This window comes from Megalodesulfovibrio paquesii, assembly GCF_054653055.1.
In genome coordinates this window covers 128,116-147,219 of sequence record NZ_BAAIGQ010000001.1, presented here as the reverse complement: position 1 = coordinate 147,219, position 19,104 = coordinate 128,116, and the positions used below count along the sequence as shown (strand labels likewise).

The following is a 19,104-nucleotide window of genomic DNA, read 5'->3' as shown; positions in this document are numbered from 1 at the left end:
CCTTTTTTCTGTTGAGCTGCCTGCTGCTGGCCGCCTGCAGCATGGACACCAAGCCCGAGGGCGTGGTGGCCGAAGTCAACGGCCAGCCCATCACCGTCAAGGAACTGGAAGCTGCATACGATCTGGTCAGCCTCGGCTGGGGCGGGCAACCCGCCGTCACCGTGAGCGCCTTGCGCGAGCAATACGGCGAGGTGCTTGGCCAGATGGTGGTGCAGACGGTTATCGAGCAGGAATTGGCCCGACGGGGGGCGGAAGTGACCCAGGACGAGCTGAACAAAGCCGAGGCCCTGGTTCGCATGGACTATCCTCCCGGCGAGTTCGAACGCATGCTCCTGGAAGAGTACATTGATCTCGCCGTGTGGCGCAGGCTGCTCAAGGCCAATCTGGCCCTGGACAAGTTCATGCGCAAGGTGCTGCGCGCCGAGGTCCGGCTGGATCCTGCGGAAGTGATGGCCTACTACAAGGCCAATCAGGAAAAATTCATCCAGGCGGCCCAGGTGCGCGTGGTGCACGTGACCGGCCCGGGCAGAACCCAGGTGCGCGATGCGGCCCTGGCGTATGTGAAAAATCCGCAGCCCGCCGCCATCCAGGCGGTGCTCCCCAAGGTGTTCCTGCAGGAAATGACCATGCAGGAAAACCGGCTGCCCAAGATTTGGGTAGAAGACCTCGCTGCCGCTCCACTGTTGACCCCCACGGTGGTTCGTGCCAATCAGGCCGGGTTCGAGAGTCTGATTCTCCTGGAACGGCTGCCGGCCAAAAAGCTTGATGCAGGGCAGGGCGCCCCCCATGCGGAACGGCTGCTGCTTGAGGAGCGGCTGGATACCGCCTTTCAGGACTGGCTGGCAGCAGCGGTGAGTCAGGCGGATATCAAGGTCAGTGCGCATCTGCTGGCCAAGGCCCGCGAACGTGAACGCCTTGAGGAACAGGCGGAGCAGGCCGAGCAGGCCAAAGCCCAACAGGAAAGCGCCTCGGGCAATGCCTCCCTCTCTCTGGAAACCATCCAGGAACAGGGCCTGCCCATGGGTGAAGAGGAAATGGATCTCGGCGAAAACGCCACCCTTGATACGGTCATGCCAGAGGCGTCAGACCCCTCGGAGACTTTGGAAGACGGGGACGAGGCCATGAAGCCGGACCAGTTGCAGGACGAAGTCCCGGTGATCGCCCCCAAGACGAAGAACGGTTCGGGCACACACAATTGACCACAAGCCCGGCAGGCAGAGCCTCTCCCGCTGCCGCCGGGCAACATGCTTGAGGAACAAGGAGCCGATCGTGGCGTACCGCACCCTTTCTTTGATGCTGTTTTTCCTGTTGCTGGCTGCCCCTGCCGCGGCCCAGCAGGTGCTGGACAAGGTGGTGGCCGTCGTCAATGGTGAGATGATCACCCTGGGCGAAATCAATGGCAAACTGGCGCAAATCGAAGACCAGCTTCCCATACAACCCAGCCCGCAGGCACAGGCGGCCATGCTGCAGCAGGTTCGCGAATCCTTGCTGCAGGCGCGCATCAACGAAATCCTTGTCCGCCACGAAATCGAACGGCTCAAGCTGACTGTGGAACCCGCGGATATCGAGAGCCATATCCGGGCCATGCGTGAGGAACGCGGCATCACGGAAGAAGAACTGCGCTCCCAACTGGCCCTGCAAGGCAAGACGCGTCAGCAGCTCATGGATGAGATCAAACAGGAAATCCTGAAAAACCAGCTCATCAACTATATGGTGCACCGCAAGGCCATGGTGACGGATCAGGATATCGACAATTTCATCGCTTCCGGCGGCCGGGCCTCGGCGCTGCCTTCCAGCGCGTCTTCTCCGGCCGCCCAGATGAACACCTCGCGGGTGCATCTGGCCGTGATTATGCTCAGGGACGAAGCCACGGCCACCCGCCTGCACAAGGAAGTGACCGGCGGCAAAATTTCCTTTGCCGAGGCTGCCCGTAAAAACACCGTGGGCCCGGCGGCGGAATCCGGCGGCGACCTCGGCGTGCTGGCCCTGGTGGATCTTGGGCCCGAGCTGCGCAATGCCGCCCAGAACATGAAGCCCGGTGACATCTCCAAACCCTTCAGACTGGGTGATGGCTACGCCTTCGTGCAGATGCTCGACCAGGGCAGTGCTGCAGGCTCCCCTGCAACCTCCCCCTCGATTCCTGCATCGAACTATGATAGAGATGCCATCCGCGCACAGCTGAAGAAAATGAAGACGGAAGAACTGTTGCTTGAGTACCTTGCCAGACTCAAAAGCAAGGCCCTCATCAAAATCAACTGGTAGTCGAGAGAGACGGGCAAGAGAGACATGACACACGGCGACGATTTCGACAGCCAAGCCCCGAGCCTCCCTGATCTTACGGATTTCAAGGACGTAGGGCAGGCGCTCATGCGCCGTCGTATGGAGCTTGGTCTCTCCATCGATGACGTCATGGCTCGTACAAAACTCGGCAGACGTACCCTGGAAATGCTGGAGCAGGGCGATTTGCAGGAGCTGCCGCATCCGGTCTACATCAAGGGCTTCATCAAAGCCTACATTGCTGTGCTCAATGTCGAGATGGAAGACCTGCTGCCCGGGCTCGACGGGGTGCTGGACAGTTCCGCCCCGGCTGAGGCGCCGCCCCGCGTCAAGCCGGTGCGTTCCCTGCAGAATGTCCAGCCCTACAGCGTGCCCTTGCCCAGCGCCAAGCGCGTCAAATCCATCATTCTTGTCCTGCTGTTGCTCCTGCTCGCCCTGGGCGGGCTCATCTGGTATTCCCTGGAAGAGGAACCGGCCCTGGACAGCGGCTCGCTTCTGCCGCGCGAGGAGAATTCCACCCAGGCCCTCGGCGCTTCCAATGTCACGAGCCCGATGCCTGCGGCGAAGCTTGAGGAGGATCAGCCTGAAGTCGCCGAGTCGGCCGAAGAGGCGCTGCAGGCCCAAAACGCGCAAGGAAGCGCTGCAGCGGGACTGCAGGAATCCAACACGTCGGATGCACCGCAGGCTTCGGCTGCGCCTGGCGCCCCCCTGGCCAACAACAGCACTGCAGCCGGTGTCAACGCCACCCCTGGCACTGCAACTGGCACAAATGCCTCCAGCCCGCTGGCGGCCGTGAATGCCACCAACGCCCTGGGGGATCTGGGATCCGAAAAACCCTCGGTGGAGCTCAAATCCCCGGCCGGTACAGGCAAGACCCTGATCGTCAGGGCCAAGGATCAGTGCTGGGTGGGCCTGACGCTGGATCTGGAAACGGCCAAGGATTTCTACCTCTATCCCAACCAGTACGCAGTGATTCGCTTCCACGAGACCGTGACCCTGCGGCTGGGCAATGCCGGCGGCGTGAGCTTTGTCTACAATGGCAAGGAGTTCCCCACCAGCTTCGAGAAAGGGGTGGTCAAGACCCTCACGTTCCCGCCCGGCAACTGACGCGGGCAGGCGAGCCATGGAGTACACCGATCAGGCGCTCGTGCTGCGGGTGGGCCGGTTCAAGGAGGCCGACTGCTGGGTCAAGGCCTATTCCCCGACCCAGGGCGTCTTCACGGCCTTTGCCTTTGGCGGCATGAAAAGCCGGCGGCGGTTCTGCGGCTGCCTGGACCCCCTGAACATGCTGAGCCTGCGGCTCAAAAAAGAAAAGGGCGGCCGCTACCTGAGCCTGATGGAAACCGGGCTCATCGCTGCCCCGCGCCGCCTGCGTCGGGACTCCTTTCGCCTGGGGATGATGATGAACTGCCTCAAGTTCATGGAAGCCCTGGCCCCTGGCTCGGAAAACGCCGCCGCCGCCTTTGCCCTTGCCGCGCAGACGCTGGAGGCCTTTGAGCAGTGTGCCACTCTGCCCCGCGTGTTCCCGGCGCTGTTCCGCTGGCGCATGACCCTGGAGCAGGGCTACCAGCTGGGTCTGGACTCCTGCCAGGGCTGTGGTTGTTCCCTGCATGAGGGCGAGGAGAGCATCCGTCTTTCCCTGCGCGACGGCCGCGCCTTCTGCATCCGCTGCGGCTGGACCCGCGGGGCCGAGGCCAGCCACTGGCTGGCCCGCCCGGCCTGGGAGGTACTGTGCCAGGCGGCCGTGGCGCCGCCCGCCCGCTGGGGCATCCGCAATGCGTCGACGCCCCCCGACCAGCCACCGGGATCCCAGGCCGCTTTGGAATCCACATCCTCCATCGAACTCTTTACCGTTGATGCGCTTTCCGCCGCAGCCCGCGCCGCGGACCGGTACGTGGTCATGCATACCGGCGTGCACTGGGACCGCTTCGGATACCGCCGGAGCTGACGGCTTTTTTTCCCTTTCAAGGAGATTGGCATGCATTTTCAGGATGTTATCCTTACCCTTCAGCAGTTCTGGACCTCCCGCGGCTGCATCCTGCAGCAGCCTTTTGACGTGGAAGTGGGCGCGGGCACTTTCAATCCTGCCACCTTCCTGCGCTCCCTGGGGCCGGAACCCTGGAATGTCTGCCATGTGGAGCCTTCCCGCCGCCCGGCTGACGGCCGTTACGGCGAGAACCCCAACCGCCTCCAGCATTACTATCAGTTCCAGGTCATCCTGAAGCCATCTCCGCCCAATGTCCTTGAATTGTATCTGGAAAGCATGGCCGCCCTTGGCATTCGCCAGGAAGAGCACGACCTGCGCTTTGTGGAAGACGACTGGGAATCCCCGACCCTGGGCGCCTGGGGCCTGGGCTGGGAAGTCTGGTGCAATGGCATGGAAATCACCCAGTTCACTTACTTTCAGCAGGCCGGGGGCATTGACTGCAAGCCCGTCTGCGCCGAAATCACGTACGGCCTTGAGCGTATTTGCATGTATCTCCAGGAAAAGGAATCCGTGTACGACCTGACCTGGAACGACAAGGTCACCTACGGCCAGGTCCATCACCAGAACGAAGTGGAGATGAGCCGCTATAATTTTGAAGCCAGCAATGCGGACATGCTCCGCCAGCTCTTCGACATGTTCGAGGCGGAGAGCAAATCCCTGGTGGAAAAGAAGCTCCCCTGGCCGGCCTACGATTATTGTCTCAAATGCTCGCATGCCTTCAACATGCTCCAGGCCCGCGGTGTCATCTCCATCACCGAGCGCGCCGGCTACATCGCCCGCGTCCGGGCTCTGGCCTCGGGTGTGGCCCGGCTCTATGCCGACCAGCGCGAAGCCATGGGCTGGCCCCTCCTCAACGCCTAAGACTGTGAAGGATCACGAATATGTCCTGCTTTGTGCTTGAAATCGGGTTTGAGGAGATGCCGTCGCGCTTTCTGCCAGGGATTGTGGAACAGCTGACGCAGTACTTCAGCGCCGCCCTGGCCGAGGCCGAGTTGGCCCACGGTGCGTTGACCTGCCACGCCACCCCCCGCCGCGCCGCCATCCTGATTCAGGATCTGGCCGATTCGCAGCCCCTGCGTGACGAAACTGTGATGGGGCCGCCGGTCAAGGTGGCCCTGGACGGCACCGGTGCGCCCACCAAGGCCGGCCTGGGCTTTGCCAAGTCACAGGGGGTGGAGTTCGAGCAGTGCATGGTGGTGCCCACGGACAAGGGCGACTATCTGGCCGTGCAGAAAACCGTGGGCGGCAAGCCCACCCTTGACGTGTTGCCCCAGTTGTGCGCCACTGCTCTTGAATCATTCCACTTTCAAAAGAAAATGCGCTGGGGCGATGGCGACTTTACCTTTGGCCGCCCCGTGCGCTGGCTGCTGGCTCTGCTGGATGCGCAGGTTGTGCCGTTTGAGGCGGCCGGTCTCAGCTCCGGCCGCCAGACCCGCGGCCATCGCGTCCATGGCATGGGCCCCTGGGAGGTTCCGGCGGCTGGGGAGTATCTCCGCATCCTGTCCGAGCAGGGCAAGGTGGTCTTGGAGCCCGCACGCCGTAAGGAAATTGTCCGGAACGAGGGCGACACTCAGGCCGCGGCGGCGGGCGGCAGGGTTGTCTGGCGGGAGCGGCTTCTGGATGAGGTCTCCGGCCTGGTGGAGCACCCCAAGGCGCTGCTGGGCAACTTCGATCCCGCCTTCCTGCAGCTCCCCCGGGATGTGCTCCTGACCAGCATGGAGACCCACCAGAAGAGCTTTGGCGTGGAAACACCCACCGGCGAGCTGCTGCCGCACTTCCTCTGCGTGCTGAACCTGGAACCCAAGGAGCTTGGCAAGGTCCGCGCCGGCTGGGAGCGTGTGCTCAAGGCCCGGCTTTCCGATGCCATGTTCTTCTGGAATACTGACCTCAACAGCTCCCTGGAACTCTGGAGCGAGAAGCTGGAAAAGGTCACGTTCCTGAAGGGGCTGGGCTCCATGGCCGACAAGTGCCGGCGCATCGAGGCCCTTTGCGGGTTTATTGCCGGGCAGGTGGATCCCTCCCTCAAGACCATCACGGCCACGGCCGCCCGCTTTGCCAAGGCCGATCTGGTTTCGGAAATGGTTGGTGAATTCGCGGAGTTGCAGGGCGTAATGGGCGGTATTTATGCTGCCGAGTTCGGTGAGGATGCCGCCGTGTGCCAAGCCATTGCCGAGCAGTATCTGCCCGCCGGGCCGGATACCCCCGTGCCCTCCGGCACCGCCGGGGCCGTGTTGGCCCTGGCCGATCGCATGGACACCCTGGCCGGCTGCTTCGCCCTGGGCAAGATTCCCACCGGCGCGCAGGATCCCTTTGCCCTGCGCCGCGCCGCCCTGGGCGTATGCCGCATCTGCATTGAGCATGCGTTTCGTCTGCCCCTGGGCGAGCTGGCCGCCCAGGCCCTGCAGTGCTACACCGGACAGGCCTGGACCCGCGAACCGGCGGACATCATCAAGGATCTGATGGAGTTCCTCCGTGAGCGGCTGCGGCAGATGTTCATCGGCCAGGGGGCGGACACCCTGGTGGTGGAAGCGGCCCTTGGCGCCGGCTTCGACGATCTGCGTTGCCTGAAGGATCGTGTGGACGCCTTGCAGAACTTCCGCCAGGAAGCCGACTTTAACCAGGCCGTGCTCACCTTCAAGCGCGCCGCCAACATCATCGCCAAGAGCGGGCCCGTGGATGCGGCCTTTGATCCGGCCCTCCTGCAGCAGGAGGAGGAAAAGGCGCTGGCCGCGGCCCTGCAGGAAGTCGCCCCCCGCTTCGACGCCCTCTGGGACACCGAGGACTATCCGGCCCTGCTGGGCCTGCTGCGGGAACTGCGTCCTGCCGTGGACGCCTTCTTTGATCACGTGATGGTTAACGTGGAAGACGTCGCCCTGCGCGCCAATCGTCTGGCCCTGCTGGCCGCCCTGGTGGCCATGCTCGGCCGCGTGGCCGACTTTGGCGCACTGCAAGTCTAGGAAAGGGTGAGGGGGACGCTGCTCCCCCTCACGTCATCCCTCCTTCTTATGAGGTGCGGGTGGGGCAAAAAGGATTCTGTATTCAGAGCTCGCGAAGGCGGGTTTTTCGGGAGTAGCATGAGTGCATGAACACTCGACATCGCCAGATTCTTGAGGCCATCCGCACGGATTTGCATGCGGTTCCCGAGGTCTTTGTCCAGCGCAGCGCCTGTGCGGCCATGGGGCATGGGCAGATGGTGGGGATTCTGGCCGAGCATGCCGGTCTGGGCGCCATTGCGCCAGAGGTACAGGGCTGGCCCTGCACGCCGCCTCCTGCCGGGGAGTCCTGCCGGGAGTTGGGGCAGGCCTTGCTTTCGGGCGAGGCGGTGACCAGTCATGCGGCCAGCTGGGGCCTGGCGGCCGTTAACGCCAGCTTGTCCACACCACCCGCAGCCCTGGAGCAGAAGGGCCAGGAGGTGATGCACCGTCTGGGGGCTGGCATGCGCGTGGCCGTGGTGGGACATTTTCCGTTTGTGGAGCGCATGGCCGGGGAGTTCGCCAGTTTTCAGGTGCTGGAGCGCAAGCCGCGCCCCGGAGATGTGGACAATCGGGACGGGCAGGCAGCTGCGGCGATTCTTCCGGAGGTGGATGTGGCGGTTATCACCGGTACATCCCTGCTGAATGGGACGCTGGGGGAACTGCTGGAACTGGTGCCTCCGGGCTGCAAGGTAATCCTGTTGGGCCCGTCCACCCCCTTTGCGCCGTCCTTGTTCGACTGTGGCATTGATGTGCTGGCTGGTGCCGCCGTGTGCACGCCTCGGGAGACACTGGACGCCGTGACCCGTGGCAGCTGCTTCCGCAGCCTGCCGGGCGTGGTGCATCTGGCCTGGGAGGGCCGGGGGTAGGGGCTTTTCGAGAGGGCGCGGGCGCCCCGGCAAGCGCGCAAGGTCTCTTTCGCTCCCGGCGGCGCGTCCTCGGGCCGCCGGGGGGAGTCTTTTCACATCCACAAGGCCGGGGGATGCCTCCGCGCACATGCCCCCGGCAGTGGGAAGAGCGGGCTACACCGTGATGTTGGCCAGGGCGCCGATGCCGGTGGCGTAAGACCCGAGCACATCCTTGTTGAAGGAGTAGCTCTGGGACATGGAATCCATGCCCCCGCCTGAGCCAAACGAGGGGGCGTTCATGTAATCCAGGGTCTTGGAGACCACGGCCGCGCCGAAGGTCTGCTTGTCCACGGGCGCGAAGGTGCTGGACGAACCTTGATTGTTCATATAGTCCAGCGTCTTGGATACCACACCTGCACCGAAGCTTTGCTGGTCCCACACGGTGGCGGAGCTGGCGCCGCCAAGAGAACTGATGGACATGAGCGCCTCCTTGGAAAGTGGGTGGATGGATGGCCGGAACTGGCGGTTCTCCGCTCATCAGTGCTTATCGGCAGCATGGCATAAAATGATGAGGGTGACGAGGGGCGGAAAAGAAATTTTAGAAAAATGAAACCGTCTGCTTGACAGATGAGGCTGATCTCTGTAGACCCACTTTCTCTGCACGCGGGAGTAACTCAGTGGTAGAGTGCAACCTTGCCAAGGTTGAAGTCGCGGGTTCAAATCCCGTCTCCCGCTCCAGCAGAAAGGCGGCATAGCCAAGTGGTAAGGCAGAGGTCTGCAAAACCTCCATCCTCCGGTTCAAATCCGGATGCCGCCTCCAGGGCGGGAGTAACTCAGTGGTAGAGTGCAACCTTGCCAAGGTTGAAGTCGCGGGTTCAAATCCCGTCTCCCGCTCCACTCCCTGAAGCGTGCGCAGCCGGTCCAAAAGACCGGCTGCCTTTTTTTATGCCCTTTTGAGTTTCAGATTAACCAGGTAGGAAATCTGCCCATGCATCAGACCACTGACCTCGACGTCCTGCTTGCCGAGCTGGGCCGGGCCTACACCGTGGCCTTTGAACCTGTGACCCTGGATGGACTGACCCTGCAGGTGCTGCAGATTGCCGATTTGTCCGCCTATCTGGACCGCATGCTGGAACAGCCCGGCGTGCAGCCCGGGGATCTGCCGCTCTTTGCCAAGCTCTGGCCCGCGGCGGTGATGCTGGGCTTTCTGGTCAAGCGCATGCCGCTGCCGGAAGAGGCGCGGGTGCTGGAGCTGGGCGCAGGCATCGGCCTGTGCGGCATGGCTGCTGCGGCGCGGGGGCTGAAGACGGATCTGGCGGACGCGCACCCACAGGCCCTGGGCTTTCTGCAGGCCGGGGTGCTGAAAAACGGGCTGGCCGACACGGCCCGCGTGCTGCCCCTGGATGGCAGCTTTGACGCCATGCCCGACCGCTATGACCTCATCCTTGCCGTGGAGCCGGACCTGGACGACGGCTCCCAGCGCGGCCTGGCCAAGCGCCTGGCGCGCAAGCTCGCACCCAGGGCCACGTCCCAGTGCATCCTGGCCTTCAATTACAGCCGTAACGTCAGGAAACTCCTCAATCATCTGGAAGCGGACTTCCACATCCAGCAGCAGGTGGTGGGCGCCAAGGCCGGGGAAAAGGTCGAGGACAAGCGGCTGGTGGCCCTGTATCGCTGCACCCCCCGCAAGGTGATTGCCTAATAGTCTTTCCCAAGGAGGCCGGCATGACGAGCTCCATCAAACATATCCGCATCGGTGCCTCGCCCAAGGGCGTTTCCAAGGATCTGGACAAGGCCGTGCCACCCGCCGAAACCGTGGCCCGCGTGCTGGGGCTGCTGGAAGGCAAGGCCATTTTGCAGGAACTCAAACGCATTGACGTGGGCCGACTGGGCATTCCCGTGTACCTGAGCGTCTGCGGTGCGGCGGCCAAGGACGTCATGCCCACCAGAAAGCAGATGGGCAAAGGCTCCTCGCCGGAGCAGGCCCAGGCTTCCGCCCTGATGGAGCTGGTGGAGCGCTACAGCTTTTTCAGCTACTGGGACGATCCGGCCAACCTGCTCGTCGGGCGGTACAGCCAGGCCCTGGCCGGCACCCTGCCGGGCCAGACGCCCGCGCATGGCAAGGCCCTGCCCATCGCGCAGGTGCTGGCCAGTGTGGGCGAGCCCCTGGAACGGTTCGGCGATGAAGCTGCCGTGCTGGCGCTTTTGGATTTGGTAGACATGCAGTTCGGCACGGCCACGGATCTGGTCACGGGCGAGGACGTGCTCGTGCCTCTGTCCTGGTTCCGACGACTGGGTGAATTCAATGGCACCTCGGCCGGCAACACCCCGGAAGAATCCATCCTCCAGGGCCTGTGCGAACTGGTGGAGCGGCATGTCTGCTGCCTGGTGGACCGTGAACGCCCCACGACCCTGCCGACCATTGATATGAGCGATCCGGCCAGTGGTGAGGATCCTGTTTTGGCAGAACTGCTGCGGAAATTTGCGGACAATGGCATCGAGATTCTGCTGAAGGATTTCTCCATGGGCCTGCCCGTGCCCACAGTGGGGGCGGCGGCCTGGGATCCCGAAACCTTTCCGCAGCTGTCCGAAGTGGTCTTCACTGCTGGCACGGCCACTTCGCCAGCCAAGGCCGCGGTGCGCGCGCTGACGGAAGTGGCCCAGCTGGCCGGGGATTTCATCACCGGCGCCTGCTACGAGGCCTCGGGCCTGCACAAGCCTGCCAGCTGGGACGAACTGGCCTGGCTGCGTCAGGGCCCCGTGGCGCCGCTCAAGAGCCTGCCGGACATCCGCAGCAATGACATGGGCGAGGAACTGCGCACCCTGGTGCAAGGCCTGAACGCCCAGGGCTGGCAATGTCTGAGTGTGGACCTGACCCTGCCCGGGCTGGGGCTGCCGGCGCATTACAACATCGTGCCCGGCATGGCCTTCCGCGAACGCGACCGGCATGCCAGCGTGGGGATGTTCATTGGCCGGCAGCTGGCCGAGGAGGCCCCGGCTGATGAGGCCCGCGAGGGGCTGGCACTGCTGGAGCAAGCCTATCCGGACGCGCACTTTGTGCCCTTTTTTCAAGGGTTGTTCCATTTGCGGGAAGGGGAGTTCCTGGCTGCGGCAGGCTGCTTTGAGGAGGCCGAGCCTCTGCAGCCCGACGAGGAAGCCCAGGCCCTGGCGGCGTTTTACCAAGGCTACGTCTGGACGCTGCTGGAGGACTGGTCCGGCGCCGTGCCCTGCCTGGATCGGGCCCTGGGGCTGACGGACGAGGTGAAAGAGTATTTCAACCTGCGCGGTGTCTGCCACTTCAAGCAGGGGCGGTACGAGAGTGCGGCGACGGATTTCGAAGCGGCCCTGCGCCTGGACAAGGGCTCGGCCATTGATCTGGCCAATCTGGGTTTGTGTAAAAAACACCTGGGATTGCAGGAAGAAGCCTGCGAGCTGCTCCGGGCGGCGGTGGCCCTGGATGCCGGATTGGACTTTGCCGCCAGGGCACTTCAGGAGCTTGAAAGCGCTTCCAGGTAATGGAACCGCATAATATTGCGTCGATTGGCTGATCTAGTCCGTGCTCTCACAAATTCGTTGACAACTGCAGGGTGCTCCCAGTAAATACGCATGACTGCAGGGCGGTTCCGTGAAATTATCAATGGGACTGCGTTGCGTCGCAGGGGCAGGGGGAATTCCCGCATCATCTTGATGAAGTCCCTGATGCTCTTTCCGTTGTGTTCTTGGTCCCGGTACTGGGGCCAGACCATACAAGTGTCGTGGCAGCATGACGTCACCCTGGTTGTATCGTGGCGGCGTCGTCTCCCAACCATTCCAGCGTCCCTAAGGAGGACCCTACATGGCTACTGTCGAATACGCCGGCAAGTCTTTTGAAGTGGATGAAGACGGCTTCTTGCAGCGCTTTGAAGACTGGAGCCCCGAGTGGGTTGACTACGTGAAGGAGTCCGAAGGCATCAAGGAACTGACCGACGACCACCAGAAGGTCATCGACTTCCTGCAGGACTACTACAAGAAGAACGGCATCGCCCCCATGGTGCGCATCCTCTCCAAGGTCACCGGCTTCAAGCTGAAGCAGATCTACGAACTGTTCCCCTCCGGCCCCGGCAAGGGCGCCTGCAAAATGGCTGGCCTGCCCAAGCCCACCGGCTGCGTCTAGGTCATACCGGATCCGATTCAAAGCCGGGTGCTTCGCAAGAAGCACCCGGCTTTTTTTATGGCTCTTGAACAATACAACAAACGAGCCGGCTTCCAACAAAAACGGGAGGGAACATGCGTTCCCTCCCGTCCCTCTCGCCTGAGTGCGTAGCTGTTGCCTGTGCACAATACGGTTACAGGGCATTGATCAGCATGCGCGTGCCCACCACATACAGCAGGATGGCAAAGGCCTTCTTGAGCTTGCCCACGGGCAGGCTGTGCGCCAGTTTTACGCCCCAGGGAGCGGTGATGACGCTGACGATGACAATGCCCAGCAAGGCCGGCAGGTAGATGTAGCCCAGGGAATAGTCCGGACGCGCCTCCACGCCGGCGCCGTTCACAATGTAGCCCAGCGTGCCGGCCACGGCGATGGGGAAGCCAATGGCCGCAGAGGTGCCAATGGCCCGGTGCAGGGGCACGTTGTGCCAGACCATGAACGGCACGGAGAGGGTGCCGCCGCCGATGCCCACCAGGGCAGATACCACGCCAATCACTCCGCCTGCGCCCAGGAGCTTGCCAAGGCCCGGAATTTCCCGGGTGGCCTTGGGCTGCTTGCCCAGCAGCATTTGCGTGGCCACATAGTACAGGAAAATGACAAAGAATACTTTCAGCGTTGCGGTGGGCAGGGCAGAGGCCACGAAAGACCCCAGAAAGGTGCCCAACAACACGCCGCCGGCAATGCCTTTGACGATGTTCCAGTCCACGGCGCCGCGGCGATGGTGTGCCCGAAAGCTGGAAACCGAGGTGAAACAGATGCTGGCCATGGACGTGGCCAGGGCAATCTGCATGATCACATCATTTGGAATACCCTGCCGCGCAAAGCAAAACAGCAGCATGGGGACAATGACCAGCCCGCCGCCAATTCCGAACAAGCCTGCCAGCAAACCCGCCAGCGCACCGACAATGACGTACATGATGATGAGTTCGAACACGAGGTAACTCCTTGCAGTTTGGCCCACGCACCGGGGCTATCTTGTGCTGCGGAGATCGTCAAGAACTCGCGACGGTTGCCCCCTCGGGGCGAGGCTTTACTTTTGTACTCGAATTGGGCTATGAACACCGATTCTTTCCAGGCTGCAATTGGAGTGTGTACATGGACCCGAAAGATATTGAGTACTTCCGGAATCTTCTCCAGAACATGCTTGAGGAGGCCCAATCCAAGGGGGAAGCCACCTTGGAAGACATGAACGAGGTGGAAGTGTTTGCTGATCCGGCTGACCGCGCCACCGTGGAATCGGATCGGACCTTCACCCTCCGCCTGCGCGAGCGTGAGCGCTATCTTATCAAGAAGATTCAAGAAGCGATTCAGCGCATCGAGGATGGCGAGTTCGGCGTTTGCGAGGAATGCGGGGAGGACATCGGCGTGCCCAGGCTCAAGGCCCGGCCCGTGACCACCCTGTGCATCCACTGCAAAAGCAAGCAGGAAACCGAGGAGCGCCTGCGCGGCGAGTAGTTGCCTGGCTTCTGCTGGCTTCCCTGGCCGCGCGGCCTTCCGTGATGAAGGAGCGTTGCGACAATCATGGATGCCAGTTTTTTTCGTTGCCTGATCCGGGGCCTGCCCGACCTGTTTCACGGCGCGCTCATCCGCAAGGTGTTCGGACCTGCGGACGGTGTGTTTGTGCTGGCCTTCGATCGCGGGGGGCTGGCGTCCTCGCTGGTGCTCCGGGTGGGCCGGCGGGAGCCATGGCTGTTTCCCTCCGTGGCCACGCCGCCAAATCCCCCCTCGCCCTCGGCCCTGGTCATGTGGTTGCGCCGGCAGCTGCAGGGGCGGCGGTGCATGGAATTTCTGGCCGACTGGCCAAACCGGTCCCTGGCCATCCGGCTGGGCCCGGATGCCGGCGAGGGTTGGTGTGTCCTTGACCTGCGGCACGGCATCTTTCTGATGCTCGATCCGCAGGAACCGCCGGAGCAGTGGACCATTCCGCCCCAATCCGGCTTTGTCCCCCCTGCTGCAATGCCGGCCTGGGGCAGGGAGCCGCTCTGGCCCTCCCTGGCAGACGTGCTGCACGAGCCGGACATCTGGCGCACCTTTCCGCAGATATCGCCACCCTTGCGCCGGATGCTGCTGGCCTTGCCGGAGGAGGTGGCGGCGCCGGTGTATGCCACTGTCCAGACTGGCGGCTGTGGGGCCTTCTATTTATATGATGCTGCAGGCCCCTTCGTCTGGGCCGACCCCACCGCGGAAACACCGCCGCAGGTGTTCACCTCGGCTGCCGAGGCTGCGGCCGAGGGCGGTCGGCTCTCGGTGTTGCCGGCGGTGGTCACCGCGCAGCACAAATCCGAGACTGACGCCGCCAACGCCCGCCGCAAGCGGCTCACGCGCAATCTCAAATCCCTTGAACAGGAAGAACGCCGCCTGGAAGGATTGCTGGCCCAGCGGGACGAAGCGCTGTTGCTGCAGGCCAATCTGTTTGCGCTGAACAGTCAGGACAAATGCAAGGTGCTCAAGCTGCAGGATGCAGACGGGGTGGAGCGCCTGCTGACCCTGGACCCGCGGCTGACCATTGCCGAGAACATGGCCCGCCGCTTCCGTCAGGCCGCCAAGGCGGAGCGGGGGCTGGAAATCGCCACCCTGCGCCGGGCCACACTGGAGGCGGAACGCGCCCAGATTTTGGCCACCGGCGAACTGCCGGCAACCTCGCCCAGGCCCGCCGCTGCCCCGGAGCCACCGGCCAGACGCGGCCGCAAAGCGCAACAAAAGGTGGATGCCGGCGGCTTCAGGGTGTTCCGTTCCTCGGATGGGTTCCGCATTTTGCAAGGAAAAAATGCCAGGGCCAACCACGCCCTGGTCACCCGCGAGGCCAATCCTTTTGACTATTGGCTGCACGCCGCCGATGGGCCCGGCAGCCATGTGCTCATTAAGCGTGACCACGCCGGCCAGGAGGTGCCCCGCCGGACCATCGAGGAAGCCGCCATCCTCGCCGCCTTGCGCAGCTGGCAGGCCGGGGAGGGCAAGGGACGGGTGATGCTGGCCCTGGCCAGGGACGTCCGTCCGGTCAAGGGAGGGCCGCCGGGCATGGTGCATGTGGACAAAATGGTGGAGACGGTGCAGGTAAGAATTGAGCAAGGGCTTGAGTCGATTCTGCAAGCCGGATAGGGCGTTCTCAAGCCTCCTTACCACCAACCCGCCGCCGGCGGGCCTCCGCCACTGGGAGAAGCCATGGCCCGCACCCCGTTGCCCACCCTTCCGTCGCTTAGCCTCCGGGCTCTGCTTGTCGCCATCTCCGTCTCGCTGGTGTCCCTGTGCGCCGGGCTGCTTCTGCTCATCGTGAGTCACATTGCCACGTCGCAGGTCAAGGACGATGTGGGCCGGTATCTGGCCGAACAATCCTATGCCTATGCCGACAAGCTGGACCGCGACATGTGGTCCAGGGCCAAGGAAATCGAAGTCCTGTCCCGGCTGGAAGTGTTCCAGGAACTGACAGATCTGGATGAGCTGGAAACCATCATCCAGCAGCTGCATGCCGCCATCCCGGCGTATGCCTGGATTGGCGTTCTGGATATGCAGGGCAGGGTGCTCGTTTCATCAAACAATATCCTCAAGGGGCAGAGCATCGCCAGCCGCCCCGTGTTCCACGAGGCTCTGGACGGCCTGTTTGTGGGCGACGTGCATGATGCCGTGCTGCTGGCCAATCTGCTGCCCAACCCCACGGGCGAGGCCATGAAGTTTGTGGACATCGCCATGCCCATCCAGGACGAGGCAAACCGCACCATCGGCGTCCTGGCCACGCATTTGAGCTGGAGCTGGGTCAACGAGATCGACAAATCCATTTTTCAAAACGCGCGGGATGATCAGATCGAGCTCTTCGTTGTCGCCAGTGATGGCACCGTGATTCTGGGACCCAAAGAGAGCATGGGGCACCGGCTTGATTTTCCCATCCTGCAGGCCAATGCCTCCAGTGGCCGGCAATGGACGATTCAGCAATGGCCCGATGGCGGGCAGTACCTCACCGGCGCGGCCCTGGCAGACGGGCACCTTTCCTACGCCGGGCTGGGTTGGACGGTGCTGGCCCGGCAGCCCCTGGTACAGGCCTATTCGCACGTGGCGCGGATGGAGTATGTCATCCTGGGGATCGGGCTGTTTTTCGCGGGCCTGGTAGCCGCTCTGGGCGCGGCATCGGCGCGGTGGGTCACGCGGCCGTTGAGCGGCTTGGTGGAAGTGGCCCGGCGCCTCAGGCGCGGGGTGGCGGTGGTGTTTCCGCCATACGCCGGCATCCGGGAAATTGAGGAGCTGTACGCCGCCCTGCAGGAAATGCTGAGCAACCTGACCTCCACCAGGGCCGAGCGCGACGACATGATGTCTCTGGCCTTTGAAGACAAGCTGACGCGCCTGCCCAACCGCCGGGCCTTTGAGGACCGCATTGCCCGCCTCCAGAGCCAGCCCCCGCGCCGCAACCAACTCCAGGCCATCCTGTTTCTGGATTTGGACGGCTTCAAGCACGTCAATGACACCCTGGGCCACGATGCGGGCGACCTGGTACTGCAGGCGATCGCCATCCGCCTTCAGGGAAGCCTGCGCACGGGAGACACCGTGTACCGCCTTGGCGGGGATGAATTTGTCATCCTCTCCACCGTGGAGTACACGCAGGCCGAGGCCGAGACGAACACCCTGGCGGACCGTATCCTCCGGGCAGTCAACCTGCCACTGCACATCAAGGATACCCCGGTGCACGTGGGGTGCAGCATGGGGGCGTCTTTTTTTCCGGCGCACTCACCGCACGCTGCCGAAGTGGTGCACTTTGCGGACGCCGCCCTGTACACCGCCAAACTCGCCGGAAAGAACCGCCTCAAACTGCACGAGCCAGCCGCAGCGCAGGTCGCAGCCCGGGAATCCATGAGCCGGTGACCCGCCCGTTGCAGGCTCTCGTGAGGGTGTCTGGCAAGAAAAAAGAGTTTTTTACAGCGCGACTCGATTTTTGCTTGACTCTCCCCGCCCCCGGGGATAGACACGTTTTCTCGCGTCGGGATGTAGCGCAGCTTGGGAGCGCACCTGAATGGGGTTCAGGGGGTCGGAGGTTCAAATCCTCTCATCCCGACCAGAAATTTCAAGGGCTTGCGGTGAAAATCGCAAGCCCTTGGTTTTTTGCGCACTACAGATTTGCACTACAAGCACCTTTGGATTTGAGCTCACAGAATAGAACGCGCAACTTACTTTGAGAATTTGCGTAAGTTAGTTTGAGAATTCGCCGCTTATCCGTTCATCCCCTCTTCCGCCTGTCTAATGCGGTCTGCCGCCAGGGCCGCGTACTCTGGTGACAGCTCCACGCCCACGAACTGCCTGCCGGTCTCGATGCAGGCCAGGGCCGTGGTACCGCCGCCCAGGAAGGGGTCCAGGACGGTGCCGCCTTCGGGCGTCACGGCCAGGAGGTCCTTGAGCAGGGCCACGGGCTTGCCCGTGAGGTGCACCTTGCGTGAGGTGTCCACGGCGTGGCGCAGGACGCCGGGGTGGCAGGTGCGGTTGAAGGTTTTGGCCGGGGGCTTGGCGGCGTGCACGATGAATTCCGCGTCGCGCCGGAAGCTGCCCAGCATGGGGCGGGCGCTGGGCTTGTGCCAGACCACCACGCCGCGCCACTCGAAGCCTGTAGCCTGCACGGCGTCGGTCATGGCCGGGAGCTGCCGCCAGTCGCTGAAGACCAGGGCCGGCGCGCCGGGCCTGAGCAGCCGCCAGCACTCGGAGAGCCAGAGCGTGGCCCAGGTGATGAAGCTGCGCTGGTCCTTGCAATCCCCCAGCATGGGCGGGTAGCTGCGCTTGGTGCCGGTGGTTTGGTATTTCTTGGCCGGATCGGCGCACCGGGTCGAGGCATGCAGGCCGCCGCTTGAGTACGGCGGGTCCGTGACCAGGGCGTCTACGAAGGAGTCTGGCAAGGTGCGCAGCACGGCCAGCGCGTCGCCCTGATACACGGTTCCGAGGTCAAATTGAATGCTCACGTGATGTCCCCTGGTGGGCCTCTCGGGCCTCGGGGCTGGGGCTCGCGGCCCGCACGTGATTCATGGCCCCACAGCGGGGGCATTTGATGGCGAGGTTCAGGGCCTCGCCCTTGGCCAGCAATTTGTTACAGCATCCGCATCGTATGTCCTGCATGTGTCCTGGTTGTGGGTTTGGCTTGATCCTGCTACGTCCATGCGGCCCTGGGGTTGCCACTCCGGGCTCTCATGGCGCAGCGGTTTGAAGCCGTGGTCCGGTGTTTGCGCACCGGGCCGGTGGGGTGTGCGACCACCCCGCCTGCGCCTCCGTTTTTGGGGCGTTAACTCCCTGCTAACGCCCCTAACACGCCTCGCATCATGCCAGCACCTGCGCGGCCCTTGCTTCGGTCAGCACACCGGCTTGCACGGCCACCTGCAGTCCCGCCTGGGTTTGGGCGTCGTCCAAGTCAATCTCCGCTGCTGCCAGCACCAAGTCGGTGAAATACATCACCTCCGGGACGCTGCTCGTCTTGGCCGTGGCCCATTCCTGGGGCGACAGACGGCGGATGAATTCCACGCGCGTCAGGATGCGCGAGCGGTCTGCGGGTGCTGGGGCGGTCGTTTCGGGCTCTGGCTCCGGCTCCGGAATGGCTTCCAGGATCCAGGCCCCGCCGTTCTCTCCGGCCTCCCCATTCTCCCCGGCCTCCCCGGCCGCCCAGCGCGCCCGCTGGCCTTCGGGGATGGCCGGCGGGGGCGTTGCCACGCAGCCGGCCGGGATGAGCCATACGCCAGGCTCCAGGGGCGATTCGTCGGCCACGGCCTTGCCGAGGTAGCAGCCGGCGGCGTCCAGTTGGTAGACGATCATAAGAGGCTCCTTGAAGAAGAGAGATTGGGGAAACTGAGTTTCCCCAAACCCCTTCCAACT

At 63.3% G+C, this 19,104-nt stretch carries 18 protein-coding genes and 4 tRNA genes; 17 read left to right on the top strand and 5 right to left on the bottom strand.

What is annotated here, in order from left to right:
- Positions 1–11: 11 nt before the first annotated feature.
- The 7 genes from ACYQ00_RS00700 to ACYQ00_RS00670 all read left to right on the top strand — a co-directional run bounded on the left by ACYQ00_RS00700 (position 12) and on the right by ACYQ00_RS00670 (position 8,105).
- The gene (locus ACYQ00_RS00700; protein ID WP_460030311.1) at positions 12–1,199 is read left to right on the top strand and encodes a SurA N-terminal domain-containing protein; all 1,188 of its coding nucleotides are present in this window, start codon (positions 12–14) and stop codon (positions 1,197–1,199) included.
- Between the two features lie 49 nt (positions 1,200–1,248).
- Positions 1,249–2,262 (top strand): peptidylprolyl isomerase, encoded by a 1,014-nt coding sequence (locus ACYQ00_RS00695; RefSeq protein WP_460030310.1) that lies wholly within the window; start codon positions 1,249–1,251, stop codon positions 2,260–2,262.
- Between the two features lie 105 nt (positions 2,263–2,367).
- Entirely contained in the window at positions 2,368–3,384 is a 1,017-nt protein-coding gene (locus ACYQ00_RS00690) for a RodZ domain-containing protein (protein WP_460030309.1), read from the top strand.
- 16 nt (positions 3,385–3,400) lie between these two features.
- On the top strand, positions 3,401–4,225 hold the full coding sequence (gene recO, locus ACYQ00_RS00685; protein ID WP_460030308.1) for a DNA repair protein RecO: 825 nt from the start codon (positions 3,401–3,403) through the stop codon (positions 4,223–4,225).
- Between the two features lie 30 nt (positions 4,226–4,255).
- Entirely contained in the window at positions 4,256–5,125 is an 870-nt protein-coding gene (glyQ, locus tag ACYQ00_RS00680; protein ID WP_460030307.1) for a glycine--tRNA ligase subunit alpha, read from the top strand.
- A gap of 20 nt (positions 5,126–5,145) precedes the next feature.
- Positions 5,146–7,221 carry a glycine--tRNA ligase subunit beta gene (gene glyS, locus ACYQ00_RS00675; RefSeq protein ID WP_460030306.1) on the top strand — a complete coding sequence of 692 codons (2,076 nt, stop codon included), beginning with the start codon at positions 5,146–5,148 and terminating at the stop codon, positions 7,219–7,221.
- 125 nt (positions 7,222–7,346) lie between these two features.
- Entirely contained in the window at positions 7,347–8,105 is a 759-nt protein-coding gene (locus ACYQ00_RS00670) for a Rossmann-like domain-containing protein (protein ID WP_460030305.1), read from the top strand.
- 153 nt (positions 8,106–8,258) lie between these two features.
- On the opposite strand, the gene ACYQ00_RS00665 is transcribed toward ACYQ00_RS00670, so the two are convergent.
- Positions 8,259–8,564, bottom strand: coding sequence for a hypothetical protein (locus tag ACYQ00_RS00665; protein WP_460030304.1), 306 nt, complete (start codon positions 8,562–8,564; stop codon positions 8,259–8,261).
- 183 nt (positions 8,565–8,747) lie between these two features.
- Here ACYQ00_RS00665 and ACYQ00_RS00660 point away from each other — a divergent pair.
- From ACYQ00_RS00660 to ACYQ00_RS00635, 6 genes are all read left to right on the top strand, one after another.
- Positions 8,748–8,822 (top strand) — tRNA-Gly (locus tag ACYQ00_RS00660).
- A gap of 7 nt (positions 8,823–8,829) precedes the next feature.
- A tRNA-Cys gene (locus tag ACYQ00_RS00655) sits at positions 8,830–8,904 on the top strand.
- Positions 8,905–8,906: 2 nt separating this feature from the next.
- Positions 8,907–8,981, top strand: a tRNA-Gly gene (locus ACYQ00_RS00650).
- A gap of 91 nt (positions 8,982–9,072) precedes the next feature.
- Positions 9,073–9,786 carry a class I SAM-dependent methyltransferase gene (locus ACYQ00_RS00645; RefSeq protein WP_460030303.1) on the top strand — a complete coding sequence of 238 codons (714 nt, stop codon included), beginning with the start codon at positions 9,073–9,075 and terminating at the stop codon, positions 9,784–9,786.
- Between the two features lie 23 nt (positions 9,787–9,809).
- Positions 9,810–11,600: a YcaO-like family protein gene (locus ACYQ00_RS00640; RefSeq protein ID WP_460030302.1), complete on the top strand. Its 1,791-nt coding sequence runs from the start codon at positions 9,810–9,812 to the stop codon at positions 11,598–11,600.
- Between the two features lie 319 nt (positions 11,601–11,919).
- Positions 11,920–12,237, top strand: coding sequence for a TusE/DsrC/DsvC family sulfur relay protein (locus ACYQ00_RS00635; protein WP_460030301.1), 318 nt, complete (start codon positions 11,920–11,922; stop codon positions 12,235–12,237).
- A 172-nt stretch (positions 12,238–12,409) separates the two neighbouring features.
- On the opposite strand, the gene ACYQ00_RS00630 is transcribed toward ACYQ00_RS00635, so the two are convergent.
- Complete coding sequence (locus ACYQ00_RS00630; protein ID WP_460030300.1) at positions 12,410–13,207, bottom strand: sulfite exporter TauE/SafE family protein; 798 nt, start codon at positions 13,205–13,207, stop codon at positions 12,410–12,412.
- 161 nt (positions 13,208–13,368) lie between these two features.
- Here ACYQ00_RS00630 and dksA point away from each other — a divergent pair, with 161 nt between their 5' ends.
- The 4 genes from dksA to ACYQ00_RS00610 all read left to right on the top strand — a co-directional run bounded on the left by dksA (position 13,369) and on the right by ACYQ00_RS00610 (position 17,314).
- A complete protein-coding gene (gene dksA, locus ACYQ00_RS00625) occupies positions 13,369–13,728 on the top strand; it encodes an RNA polymerase-binding protein DksA (protein ID WP_460030299.1) in 360 nt (119 codons plus the stop codon).
- A 66-nt stretch (positions 13,729–13,794) separates the two neighbouring features.
- Complete coding sequence (locus tag ACYQ00_RS00620; protein WP_460030298.1) at positions 13,795–15,372, top strand: NFACT RNA binding domain-containing protein; 1,578 nt, start codon at positions 13,795–13,797, stop codon at positions 15,370–15,372.
- Between the two features lie 63 nt (positions 15,373–15,435).
- Positions 15,436–17,121, top strand: coding sequence for a diguanylate cyclase domain-containing protein (locus tag ACYQ00_RS00615; RefSeq protein ID WP_460030297.1), 1,686 nt, complete (start codon positions 15,436–15,438; stop codon positions 17,119–17,121).
- Between the two features lie 116 nt (positions 17,122–17,237).
- Positions 17,238–17,314 (top strand) — tRNA-Pro (locus tag ACYQ00_RS00610).
- Positions 17,315–17,465: 151 nt separating this feature from the next.
- Here ACYQ00_RS00610 and ACYQ00_RS00605 read toward each other — a convergent pair.
- From ACYQ00_RS00605 to ACYQ00_RS00595, 3 genes are all read right to left on the bottom strand, one after another.
- Positions 17,466–18,203 (bottom strand): DNA-methyltransferase, encoded by a 738-nt coding sequence (locus ACYQ00_RS00605; RefSeq protein WP_460030296.1) that lies wholly within the window; start codon positions 18,201–18,203, stop codon positions 17,466–17,468.
- On the bottom strand, positions 18,187–18,357 hold the full coding sequence (locus tag ACYQ00_RS00600; protein ID WP_460030295.1) for a Com family DNA-binding transcriptional regulator: 171 nt from the start codon (positions 18,355–18,357) through the stop codon (positions 18,187–18,189). Before ACYQ00_RS00600 ends, ACYQ00_RS00605 begins: the two co-directional genes overlap by 17 nt.
- 198 nt (positions 18,358–18,555) lie before the next feature.
- Positions 18,556–19,044 carry a hypothetical protein gene (locus ACYQ00_RS00595; RefSeq protein ID WP_460030294.1) on the bottom strand — a complete coding sequence of 163 codons (489 nt, stop codon included), beginning with the start codon at positions 19,042–19,044 and terminating at the stop codon, positions 18,556–18,558.
- Between the last annotated feature and the right edge of the window lie 60 nt (positions 19,045–19,104).